This is a genomic window from Corynebacterium sp. HMSC072A04 (assembly GCF_001809235.1).
GTDB lineage: Bacteria > Actinomycetota > Actinomycetes > Mycobacteriales > Mycobacteriaceae > Corynebacterium > Corynebacterium hiratae.
Window position 1 is genome coordinate 1 of record NZ_KV796782.1, and the last position, 11,471, is coordinate 11,471.

General features: G+C 59.9%; 11 protein-coding genes and 1 tRNA gene. 6 read left to right on the forward strand and 6 right to left on the reverse strand.

Annotation, left to right across the window (positions count from 1 at the left end):
- Window positions 1-122 precede the first annotated feature (122 nt).
- The 3 genes from HMPREF2565_RS06075 to HMPREF2565_RS06085 all read right to left on the reverse strand — a co-directional run bounded on the left by HMPREF2565_RS06075 (window position 123) and on the right by HMPREF2565_RS06085 (window position 1,869).
- Window positions 123-196 (reverse strand) — tRNA-Pro (locus HMPREF2565_RS06075).
- 88 nt (window positions 197-284) lie between these two features.
- Window positions 285-683, reverse strand: coding sequence for a YchJ family protein (locus HMPREF2565_RS06080; protein WP_071407023.1), 399 nt, complete (start codon window positions 681-683; stop codon window positions 285-287).
- Window positions 684-690: 7 nt separating this feature from the next.
- Complete coding sequence (locus HMPREF2565_RS06085) at window positions 691-1,869, reverse strand: bifunctional alpha/beta hydrolase/OsmC family protein (protein WP_071407024.1); 1,179 nt, start codon at window positions 1,867-1,869, stop codon at window positions 691-693.
- 96 nt (window positions 1,870-1,965) lie between these two features.
- Between HMPREF2565_RS06085 and secA2 the strand changes: the two genes are divergently transcribed.
- From secA2 to HMPREF2565_RS06110, 5 genes are all read left to right on the forward strand, one after another.
- Window positions 1,966-4,257 carry an accessory Sec system translocase SecA2 gene (secA2, locus tag HMPREF2565_RS06090; protein ID WP_071407025.1) on the forward strand — a complete coding sequence of 764 codons (2,292 nt, stop codon included), beginning with the start codon at window positions 1,966-1,968 and terminating at the stop codon, window positions 4,255-4,257.
- A gap of 86 nt (window positions 4,258-4,343) precedes the next feature.
- On the forward strand, window positions 4,344-4,775 hold the full coding sequence (gene odhI / locus HMPREF2565_RS06095; protein ID WP_010186533.1) for an oxoglutarate dehydrogenase inhibitor Odhl: 432 nt from the start codon (window positions 4,344-4,346) through the stop codon (window positions 4,773-4,775).
- Between the two features lie 118 nt (window positions 4,776-4,893).
- Entirely contained in the window at window positions 4,894-5,640 is a 747-nt protein-coding gene (locus HMPREF2565_RS06100; protein ID WP_046649387.1) for a transcriptional regulator FtsR, read from the forward strand.
- A gap of 60 nt (window positions 5,641-5,700) precedes the next feature.
- Complete coding sequence (locus HMPREF2565_RS06105) at window positions 5,701-6,297, forward strand: bifunctional nuclease domain-containing protein (protein ID WP_071407026.1); 597 nt, start codon at window positions 5,701-5,703, stop codon at window positions 6,295-6,297.
- A 315-nt stretch (window positions 6,298-6,612) separates the two neighbouring features.
- On the forward strand, window positions 6,613-7,173 hold the full coding sequence (locus tag HMPREF2565_RS06110; RefSeq protein WP_180963924.1) for a MerR family transcriptional regulator: 561 nt from the start codon (window positions 6,613-6,615) through the stop codon (window positions 7,171-7,173).
- Between the two features lie 127 nt (window positions 7,174-7,300).
- Here the strand turns inward: HMPREF2565_RS06110 and HMPREF2565_RS06115 are convergent, their stop codons facing one another.
- Genes HMPREF2565_RS06115 through HMPREF2565_RS06125 form a run of 3 tightly spaced genes read right to left on the reverse strand, consistent with a single transcriptional unit; the run spans window position 7,301 to window position 10,358 of the window.
- Window positions 7,301-8,137 carry a vWA domain-containing protein gene (locus HMPREF2565_RS06115; protein ID WP_070681394.1) on the reverse strand — a complete coding sequence of 279 codons (837 nt, stop codon included), beginning with the start codon at window positions 8,135-8,137 and terminating at the stop codon, window positions 7,301-7,303.
- 56 nt (window positions 8,138-8,193) lie between these two features.
- Window positions 8,194-9,048, reverse strand: coding sequence for a 3-methyladenine DNA glycosylase (locus HMPREF2565_RS06120; RefSeq protein WP_070681391.1), 855 nt, complete (start codon window positions 9,046-9,048; stop codon window positions 8,194-8,196).
- A complete protein-coding gene (locus tag HMPREF2565_RS06125) occupies window positions 9,045-10,358 on the reverse strand; it encodes a DEAD/DEAH box helicase (RefSeq protein ID WP_070546973.1) in 1,314 nt (437 codons plus the stop codon). Before HMPREF2565_RS06125 ends, HMPREF2565_RS06120 begins: the two co-directional genes overlap by 4 nt.
- Window positions 10,359-10,483: 125 nt before the next feature.
- Here HMPREF2565_RS06125 and HMPREF2565_RS06130 point away from each other — a divergent pair, with 125 nt between their 5' ends.
- On the forward strand, window positions 10,484-11,278 hold the full coding sequence (locus tag HMPREF2565_RS06130) for a hypothetical protein (protein ID WP_246819125.1): 795 nt from the start codon (window positions 10,484-10,486) through the stop codon (window positions 11,276-11,278).
- The last annotated feature ends 193 nt before the right edge of the window (window positions 11,279-11,471 follow it).

The window sequence follows — 11,471 nt, forward strand, 5'->3', positions numbered from 1 at the left end:
GCACTCTAAAACCGGAAGGGCCTATTTACCGTGGGCGTAGTAACCCAAGGCTTAAGCCTTAACCCGTCGACTCGTTCCAGAAGAAAAGGCTGGTCAGAGTTTTCTGACCAGCCTAAGTTTTGTCGGACTAACAGGATTTGAACCTGCGACCCCTACACCCCCAGTGTAGTGCGCTACCAAACTGCGCCATAGTCCGCCGCCGCACCATTAGGTGCAACTGCTACAGATTACACCAGCGGTATTCGCTTCGACAAATCCCAGTTCAACCTTTGTTTTAGCGGCAGCTAAAACTCTCCGGCGGAATAGACCCACTGCCCGCCTTGGCGGCGAAAAGAGGAGCGCTCACGTTGAGAGCCCTTGGCAGATCCCTTATAGAAAGCCTCGAATTCCACGATTCCGGTCTGGTCCAAGGGGCCACCCGCGACGGTGTCGATAATGTCGAGGCGGTAAAAGCGAATGCCGGTTTCGGCGAGGTCGAGGCGTTCCGGGCGAGTCTCGGGGTCCCAAGTGCGCAGCAAATAGTCCTCGTCGCCGGTGACGAAAGCGCTGAAACGCGAGCGCATTAGGGCCTCCGCTGAGGGGGCGGGTGTGCCGGCATGGTAGCGCGAGCAGCACTCGCCGAAGCTTAGGCCAGTACCGCAGGGGCAGTGGGCGCCAGGGTCAAGTGGGTTTAGAACAACCATGGGCGGCTTATTCTGCAGTGGTTGCCACGGTGGTGGCGATGTCCACAGCGAGGAGGGAATCGATGGTGGTGGAAGCGGCGGCGTCGGCAAGCGCGCGTTGTTGATCGGCGCTCAGAAAGCCAGGAAGCGTCACCGTACGTGTGAAACGAGATTCGGATTCTTGGTTAACCCTGACAGATACCGCTTCGAGCACCTTCGCGTCGATTTTCTGCGCCTTGCCTGCTTCTTTGATGGCCTGAGTGCTTGCCGTAGCTACGGCGGACATAAGAAGGCCTTCCGCGGTGAAACCTTGGCCTTTGCCGCCGTTCTTTTTCGTGCGGTCAGCGCTCACCGATCGGTCATTGTGGCGCACGACGACGCCCATCCTGGTTCCAACTGCCGGAGTTGCAAGCGCGGAGTCCTCAGCAACTGGGGTGGGAATGTTCTCCGGAACAATAAACTGCTCCGCCCAAGCCCCGATGAGGTCGGCGGCACGGGCTGCCGCGCCCTGCTTAGTCACCAGGTGATCGGCCTTATCCAAGGCGACGAGGGACTTGGGATAGCGCGTGGTCCGGAAAATATTTTGTGCGTTATCAATGCCCACCGTTTGATCAATGGGGGAATGCAGCACCATGAGGGGCTTGCGCAGGCGCGGAAGATAGTCCTCCGGGTTGGTCTCAGCAAGGTCTTCGAGGAAGAGGCGCGAAATGGTCAGCGCCCGGCCGCCAAGGGTGACCTCGACTTCACCGTTGGCGTCGACCTCGCCGATCTTGTCGGCGTAGTGCAGCACGGAGTGTGCAGGATCGAAGGGGGCGCCGATGGTGGCCACAGCCTTGAGGGAGCGAATGTTGTTGGCCGCGGCCAGAGCGGCAGCCCCGCCCAGTGAATGGCCCATGAGTAGCTGTGGTGCGGAAGAGTTGTGTGCTAGCCAGTCGGCAGCAGCCTGGATATCGGCAACATTCTGGCTAAAGCAGGTGTCCGCGAAACTTCCTTCGGATTGGCCTAGGCCAGGAAAATCAAAGCGTAGGGTAGCGATGCCAAAGTTAGTCAGTTGCTTGCTCACACGAGCGGCGCCGGGGGTATGGCGCGAACCGGCAAAGCAGTGCGCGAAGATGGCGAAGGCTTGCGGAGGGGAGTCAGGGAAGTCGATGGTTCCGGCCATCGCGGTACCGGTGCTGGAGGGGAGCGACACGTTCACGGATTGCATGTCCGTAAGGATATAAGGGCGAACGCACGCTTGCGAACCGGGGTTGACTAGAGTCGATAGAAGACCTGTATGACGCACAAGGATGGAGGAGTGCTCATGGGCGCATTCGATTGGTTCTGGAAGGCAATGGGCGCGCAGTCCGAACGCAACAACAAGAAGTCGAAAGCCGTTGTGACGGCCGCAGATTCCGCGGTGGAGGATATCGCGAACCTGTCGGATGCTGACGTTGCCGCCACTGCGCGCGCTTGCGTGAAAGACGGGGGAATTGCAGATAAGTCTCGTTTCCTCGCGGCATTGGCCGTGGCCAGTGAACGCAAGCTTGGCATGCGTCCCTTTACTGTCCAGTCCCAAGCTGTGCTGCGTCTTCTTGAAGGCGACGTTATCCAGATGGCCACTGGTGAGGGAAAGACGCTGGTGGGAGCCATGGCCGCGACGGGTTTTGCGCTGACCGGCAAGCGCGTGCACCTGGTGACAGTGAACAATTATCTAGCGGCGCGTGACGCCGAATGGATGCGCCCGCTCGTGGAGTTCTTTGGACTCACGGTGGCCCCGGTAACGGAGAAGCTCGGCCCGGAAGAACGCCGCGCGGCTTACTTATCCGACATCATCTATGCACCTGTCAATGAGCTCGGTTTCGATGTGCTACGGGATAACCAGATCACCTCCCGGGAGCAGACGGTGCAGGCGCGCGCGGACGTGGCGTTGGTGGATGAGGCGGACTCTGTGCTTGTCGACGAAGCCCTCGTCCCCCTCGTCCTCGCCGGAAATCGCCCCGGTGAGGAATCTACGGGCCACATCACCAACGTGGTCTCGCGCTTGCGCGAGGAGCAGGACTATGTCATCGCGGAGGACGGCCGCACGGTGGCGCTCACCGATGATGGTGCGGCGCGAGTCGAGCGGGAATTGGGTATTGACTCGCTGTATTCGGAAGAGAATATCGGCTCCGTACTGGTGAAGGTCAACCTGGCGCTACACGCGAAGGCGCTGCTCATCCGTGACATTCACTACATCATCACGGACGGAAAGCTGCAGCTTATCGACGCCTCCCGCGGCCGCGTGGCCGAGCTCCAACGCTGGCCGGATGGACTCCAGGCAGCGGTGGAGGCCAAAGAAGGCTTGGAGGTATCAGAAGGTGGGCGCATCCTCGACACCATTACGCTGCAGGAGCTCATGCGTCGCTACCCCTTGGTCTGTGGCATGACAGGCACCGCGGTGGAGGCCACCGACCAGTTGCGACAGTTTTATGACCTGCACGTCTCGGTCATCGACCGGAATAAAGAATTGCAGCGCTTCGATGAAGCAGACCGCATCTACGCGTCTGTGGATGAAAAATCCCGAGCTATTGTCAACGAGATCGTGGCTATTAATAGCACCGGCCAGCCGGTCCTCGTAGGCACTCACGATGTCGCGGAGTCCGAGGACCTTGCTGCAGCTTTGCGCGAACGTGGCATCACTGTCAACGTCCTCAACGCTAAAAACGATGAGGATGAGGCGCGCATCGTCGCGGAGGCAGGCGACGTGGGGCGCGTGACGGTGTCCACACAGATGGCGGGCCGCGGCACCGATATCAAGCTGGGCGGCGCGGACGAAGCTGACCGCGACGCGGTCGTCGAGAAGGGCGGCTTGGCAGTACTTGGCACCTCGCGGCACCGTTCCTCGCGATTGGATAACCAGTTGCGTGGCCGTGCTGGACGCCAGGGAGATCCGGGGATGTCGCTCTTCTTCGTGTCGTTGGAGGACGACGTAGTTCAGCAGGGTGGGGAAGACGAGTCCCTGTCGGCTCGGCCAAATGCCGATGGCCTCATTGAATCCAAGCGAGTCCGAGACTTCATCGCACACTGTCAGCGGGTGACGGAAGGCCAGTTACTGGAGATTCACGCGCAGACGTGGAAGTACAACCAGCTGCTGGCGGATCAGCGCATCATTATCGATGAGCGCCGCGCCAAGTTGCTCGATACAGACCAGGCCTGGCAGGAGCTCGCTGAGCGAGCACCCGATCGCGCCGCCGAGCTAAGCGACGTCCCCGTGGATGCCCGTGAGCGCGCCGCCCGCGAGATCATGCTCTACCACCTCGACTTGGCGTGGGCCGACCACTTGGAGCTGATGGATGACGTGCGTGAATCCATTCACTTGCGTGCCATTGCCCGTGAGACCCCCATCGATGAATACCATCGCATCGCGGTACGCGAATTCAAGGATTTGGCGCAGCGCGCGGTTGATGATGCCGTCGATACTTTTAAGACCGTGCTTGTTGATGCCGATGGTGCGCACCTAGAGGATCATGGACTGTCCCGCCCGAGTGCTACCTGGACTTATATGGTTTCCGATAATCCATTGTCTGGCGGGGGAAATTCCGTGCTCAAGGGGATAGGAAACATTTTCCGTTAATGTATTTGTGGAGAGGCGACTCGCGCGCGCAGCGGAGTCGCTAATATGGAATGAGTCAACATCGATCCGACCCTTCGGAGGTAAAAATGAGCGAGAATACCGGAACGCCGGAACCGCAGGCAGAGACTACTTCTGTCTTCCGCGCTGATCTTCTTAAGGAGATGGAAAACGGCACCGCGGCGGGTTCCGACGCCTCCGTTGCTGGTGCTGAGAACCTGGCTGAAGGCCAGGCCCTGCTCGTCGTGAAGCGAGGCCCGAATGCTGGCGCGCGCTTCTTGCTTGATCAGCCGACCACCACCGCCGGCCGCCACCCGGAAGCGGACATCTTCCTCGATGACGTCACCGTCTCCCGCCGCCACGCAGAATTCCGCGCCAAGGACGGCCAGTTCGAGGTCGTGGACGTCGGATCGCTCAATGGCACCTACGTCAATCGCGAGCCGCGCAATGCGCAGGTACTGGAAGTAGGCGACGAAATCCAGATTGGTAAGTTCCGCCTCGTCTTCATCGCCCCTAAATAGGGCAGTACCCGTCAGCAAGGACGAAGCGGGGGTACGAGGGGAGCAGCCGGTCTTGCTTCCTCACTGTGCCTGCCCTTTGTCAAAGTGAATCCGCGTAGAAAGCAGTAGTAGTCCCATCGTGAGCGCTCAGAAGTCCACCGCAGCTGCAGCAACAGCATCTTCGGCGGCCAAGAAGACCAAGCAAAAGCCCATGTCTATTGGCGTAACGCTGAAGCACGTGCAGAAGCAGTTCCCGGACGTGACGGTGTCGAAGATTCGCTTTTTGGAATCTGAGGGTCTGATTACTCCGGAACGCACCGCGAAGGGCTACCGCCGCTACTACCAGAAGGATCTTGACCGTCTGCGCTACATTCTGACCGCGCAGCGCGACCACTACACGCCGCTCAAGGTTATTCGTGAGCAGCTGGAGGCGATGGATTCGGGGCAAGTCACCGCCATTGTCTCCTCCCAGGCTGAGGCACTGATCAGTGCCGAGCAGCTGCGAGCACCAGTGGTGACCAGGCTTACCGACGCCGACGTGGCCGACCAAGCCGGGACCACGCAGGAAAACATTGCGGAGCTGGTCTCGGTGGGGCTCATTAAGCCGGATCCGGCGGGATTCTTTGACACGGATGACGTGTCTATCGTGTCGGCGGCTGTCGCCTTAGAGTCCTTCGGCTTTGAGGCACGGCAATTGAAGTCGCTGCGCAATGCCGCCCGCCGGCAGGCAGACATGATTTCGCAGGTGGCTTCACCGGTGGCGCATTCGAAATCTGATACGGCCCCGCAGCAGGCAGAAGAGCTCTCGCAGCAGATGGCGGCGCTTGTTCTGTCCCTTCATGGAACGCTGGTCAAGACTGAGCTGCGGGACGAGTTCCGCCCTTAGCGGATTAGAGGCTGCTCTGTTAATCGCCACGCGTGAGGAAAGTGTGGAAAAGTGGGTGCCATGACTGCAGAAGTATTGAAATTTTTAGGAATCCACCCCGTCGGCCCCGAGAACAACCTGTGCGCCCTCTTTTACTGGGAAGAAGCAGACCGGCACGTACCTGTGTGGGTCTCGCCCATTGATGGAGCCCGCGTTCTCCAGGTGCTGGAGCGCCATTACAACGCGCGGCCTAGTACCTATGAACTCCTGATTGCCTTCGCCGACCAGCTTGATGGGATCGAGCATATTTGTGTCTCCGAGTACCACAAGGGCGCTTTCATGGTCGACGTGGTCGACGGAACAGGTGAGGAGCACGACGCCCGCATCTGTGACGCCCTCGTCCTAGCAGATCACTACGGGGTGCCCATCCGGTTTGAGAAGGAGGTGCTCGAGGAAGTCGCTGTTTACATTAGCGATGAAGACCTTAAGGAGTACTACGGTCTCGAGCGCGAGGCTAAGTCCCCAGAGACCTTCCCGGAGAAGAGGTCGCGCGATTTTCAAGAGATGGCGGCCCGGCAGAAAGCCCAGGAAGACGATGACTTTGAGCAGCTGATGCGTGATTCCGGCATTTCCGAAGAAGATTTGCTTGGGGGCGACTCGCCGGAAGATGAAGACTAAGGCCCGCGCATCCAGCTGAGCTTCGTACGTAGAAGGGTAGCGGTCGGCTCGGCATACTTGCCAGCACAACAGACTAAACACAGCGGCACCGTTTCTGGGTGCCGCTTTTCTTGTCATCAGCGATTTTTTTAATGACACGCGTGTGACTAATGATGACAAAGTGACCAAAGAAGTCTAAAGTTCTACTAGAGGTTCACGAAGGGCGACCCTTGACGTGGTCGCTGACGTGGCCTTTAATAGAAAAATAGAACTCCCCTCAAACATCACTGGAGTAATTACGTGAGCAGTAAAAACAACCGCACCGAGTCCCGCGCCCTGCCGCTCGATGACGCCGCAACGAACGGCTACGTCCAGGAATCCCTCTTCGACGTCGGACCGGACGAGGAGTTGGGCTACCGCGTTCCCATCGCGTGTCAGGTAGCCGGCATTACCTACCGTCAGCTGGATTACTGGGCACGCACCGACCTGGTCAAGCCCTCTATCCGCACCGCGCGTGGTTCTGGCTCCCAGCGTCTGTACTCTTTTAAGGACGTATTGGTGCTCAAGATTGTCAAGCGCCTTCTGGACACCGGTATTTCTCTGCAGAACATCCGCCTCGCCGTGGAATCCCTGCGGGATCGCGGCGTTAATGACTTGGCGGAGCTCACGCTTGTCTCCGACGGCACCACGGTCTATGAGTGCCGGTCCAACGATGAAGTCATCGACCTCCTCGCCGGAGGCCAAGGCGTATTCGGTATCGCCGTACCTGGCATCCTTAAGGAGCTCTCCGGTACCATCACGTCCTTCCCGGCCGAGCGCGTCGTGGAGGAAGAAGAAACTGACGTCGTTATTGGCCTCGACGAGCTCGCTGCTCGCCGCAAGCGTAAGAGCTCTTAAACTCGAGCCACTCGCCGCCGCGTCTTTCCTGCACTGCTGCTCACGTCAGTGTCCTGGGGAAAGATGCGGCGGCTTTCTGCGCTCTGGGAGTGCACCCCGCGGACTCGCTTTGCACGAGAGCCCGCGTCTAGCGTGCGCCGACTGCGGCCGAGATGGCCGTTGCATTGTCTTGGGCATCGGATGGATCTGCGACCGTGCTGTAGGAATCAGCCAGCTTTTCGAGTTCAGCATCCTTCTCGCCGTTACCCACGTGCACCACGCTCAAGCTCACTCCTTCGCCGCGGGCATTCTTTACGGCCTCGGCGAAGGCAGCATCATCCATATCTTGCTGCGTGCCGGTGGTTACGAGCACAACGCGTGTGTCCTTGCCGCTTTCAGCCACCTGGTCGGTTGCGTTATCCAGTGCGGCTACCACAGCACTGCGGGTTTGCGGAACGCCACCCGTGCCAAACATACCTACGGCATAGGCAACGTTATCGGTATCCCCATACGACACGTTTTGGCGGTAACCCACGGTTGCCGAGGCGGAAAGAGGGGAGGAGTAGTTCCAGAGGCCCACCTGGCTTCCCTCCGCGCCGGCCGCCGACGCCGCCTCAGCCACACCCTGGCTTACCGCATCGAAATAGGGCGTGAGGTTCTCGGACGTATCGAGGAGGAACAACGTATTCGGCGCAACCTTTGCCTCTGCGGCCTTTTCCTCCGAGCTGGGGGCGGCCGACGTCGATTCGGTGTCCTTCGCCGTTTCCGACGACGCAGGCGCGGCCGACGTTGTCGCCTCTGCAGTAGAGGTCTCCTCCGTCTTAGCTGTAGTTGATTCTGCCGCCACCGTTTCACCGGAATCGGAATCGTTTCCGCGGAAGAGGAGGAACCCTCCGATAACCAGCGCCAGCACCGCTAAAACGGCCACGATGATGACCCACGGTGCAAATGCGTAGTTATTCTTTCCATCCGAGTGCCGGGCCATCTCTTTCCTTCCGCGCTGGTTTCGCGGGGCGGCACAGCGCGCCCCGTCGGGTCACATCAATGGTTCCTCATTGTAGCGGGCAGTGCGGCGCGAATTTGGGAGACAAGCCGCGCGCGCAGGGGCTCGGCGGCGTCGGCAAGCGCGCGTTGGCGACGCACGTACTCGGACTTTCCTTCCGCCGTTTCGATGGGAACGACCCCAAAGCCCCACTCGCGGCAATCGTAGGGTGACGCTTCCATATCAAGTGTGCGTGCTGCCACGGCTAGCCGGAAGGTGTCGAGGAACAACTCACCCGGTACCAATGGCCCCAATTTCCACGCCCATTTATACAAATCCATAGTCGCATGGACGCAGCCAGCCTGGTCGTTCTCCGGTTGCCCCTCGCGAGTCAGCACCGTGAGGTTGAGCGGGCGCGCGGGCTCAGTGAAGAAGCGGAAGGCATCGTAATGCGTGCACTTGATGCGGTGCCTATCGACGACCTCATTCGTCCCCTCCGCCCCTAACCGCAGCGGCAAGTCATGGCGAGGAGAATCGGTGTGGTAGACCATGGCCCATTCGTGCAGGCCAAAGCAATCGAATTGGGTGGGGTTATGCGTGGTCTTTTCTAGCAGATTCAGGATGTAGCGAACGGTGTTACCGCGGCGTGCGAGGAAGGCCTCAGTGTCCACCGTGACGCCCTCATCAGTGCGGTGGTAGTAGTTCCACTGAGCATGTGGGACCTCGCCGGCCAGAGTCACACCGACGCCTGGGTGCCAACGCCGCAGGTGTGACGGGCGGACGGGGTAGTACTCGAAAAGGAAGTCGTAGACAGGGTGATACGAGCCCGGGTGGCGGTAGCGGGTGAGATACTCGTTGGCCGCCTCCTCGTGCATGGTCATCCGGGTTTGCCAGGTTTTAGGCTGGAGAATCATCGCTGACCTGCGTTGGCCCGTCGGCGGCGCTGGTTACGGCTACCCGATCGTCGACGCGCAGACTGTCTTTCGGACTGACTCTGTGGCTTCTTCTTTGATGGTTGCTGGTGTGGTGGGCCGAGCGGTTCGCCGTTGGGCTTGCGAGCTCCCGTCATCTGGGCGAGCTCGGGGCTGCTGGCTGGGTTGGCGCGGTCACTGATGTCGAGGTCGGTGTGTGCAACGCCCGCCTTCGCGATGAGCTTTGCCACCTCATCGCGTTGCTCGTCGGTGACGAGTGTGACTACGGTGCCGGAGTCGCCTCCGCGTGCAGTACGGCCGGAGCGGTGCAGATAGGCCTTGTGCTCAGCTGGCGGATCGACGTGGACGACAAGGGAGACGTCGGCGATGTCGATACCGCGGGCAGCGATATCGGTGGCGACGAGTACCGGAACGCTGCCGTCTGCGAAGCCCTCGATGGCCTTGGTACGTGAGCCCTGGCCCTTATCGCCGTGCAAGGGCAGCGCGTTGATTCCGACGCGGCGCAGCTTTTTGGCCTGCCTGTCGACGCCATGCTTGGTTCGCATAAACATGATGGTCTTGCCCTTGCGTGCGCCGAGGCGAAGAACGACGTCATTGCGGGCCTCGCGGGTGCCGATGAAAATAAGGTGGTGTTCCATCGTATCGACGGCTGCCTCGACGGGGGCGGTGGAGTGGGTGACGGGATCGTGCATGAACTGGTTGACCAGCTTGTTGACTTCGCCGTCGAGGGTGGCGGAGAAGAGCAAACGTTGACCATCGACCGGCGTGAGCTTGAGCAGCTTGCGTACCTGGGGGAGGAAACCCATGTCCGCCATCTGGTCCGCCTCGTCGAGGGCGGTGATAGTGACGTGGTCGAAGAAGAGCTTGCCCTGGTCGATGAGGTCCTGGGCGCGTCCCGGTGTGGCAACGAGCAGGTCAACCGGGCGGGCAAGCGAGCGAATGTGGTTGTTGATGTTGACACCCCCGACGACCGCCAATACCCGCAGTCCCAATGCCGCCGCGGGTTCGTCTAAGCGCTGCTGGATCTGGGTTGCCAGCTCACGCGTCGGTGCTAGGACCAGCCCGCGCGGGTGGGCCGGGCGCGACACCCCGGACTCCGCCAATCGGGCCAGCATAGGGAGACCAAACGTAAACGTTTTTCCCGAGCCTGTGGGGCCACGGCCGAGGACGTCCTTGCCAGCGAGGGCGTCGGGAATAGCGGCTTCCTGGATAGGGAAGGGGGTCGTGATGCCCTGTTTGTCTAGGATACGAACAACATCGCGGGGGAGGCCGAGTTCGGCGAAAGTAGTCATCGGGTGAAAAGTCTAGTGCTCCGGCCTGCCAGACCGAAAAGCATCACAGTTACCGGTGGGAATTAGGCCTCGCATCCTGCATTTTTAGGGTTTGTGTGACGTGGTTCTCTGTTAAATTGAGCGACATGACGAATCCATTCGACAACTCTCAATCTCAGTCTCCTCCCCGCGGGTTTGGCCAGAACCCGCACCACGTCCAACCTGGGCACAACCAAGCGCCTCACGGTTTTAATGGGCAAGGCCAAGGGATGCCGCAACCGCCACAGAAGAAGCCCGGTTCGAAGAAAGTGTTGTGGATTGTTCTAGCAATAATCCTCGGTCTAATTCTGGTTACAGGGCTCGCTCTTGTGGCGGCGTTTTCTGCTTTTAAGGACTTTGCCGCTGGATTGGATGATGGGCCAGGAGAGGTCGCTGCCTCTGATGCCGGCTATTGGGAGCGCGCGATTGACATCGATGATGTTGACGCTATCCGAGAGTCCGAGGTGCCAGCGTCTGTTCCTACACCTCTGGCTGAGCTGACGTCCGAGTGTTACGAAGACACGTCCTATTTCGGTGAGTCAGCAGATCAGGGCTACGACGCGCAGTGGGTCCCGACGATTTCCTGCCTCTATGGGGCCGACGGTGAGTTTGTCGCTCAGTACACCGAGAATCAGGAAGCCATTCAGGACGCGGAGCGCGTGGGGCTGCAGGAATCCGTTGTGGATTACACATCCGCTCGCGGTTCCCAGATCGCAATTTTCGGACAGGATGAGGAATTCGTTATGGTGGAAGTGCTCGAGGGTCGTAACGCGGTCATTGAGTACGTGATGGGTGGTTACGACTCGGACGAGGTGGTGACCAACTACGGCGACCTTGCCAGCTATCTGGTAAACGCGGGGATCCTCGACGAGACTCCGGGGCCACCGCCGGTCGACGCCTAGTTATACGCCTATGCTTGACGACGTCCCCGTCCCACGCTCACCCAGAATCGCCGTTGTGCCCAATGGGGGCAGCGCGGCGTCGTTTGGATTCGCGCTCATAACTGAAGCCGTTAAGAATCGCTAGAGCGTAGGATGACGCGCAATGGGCGGCCGTCGTTGTGCGGGATCGCCGATATGCCCGCGTGCCTTGATG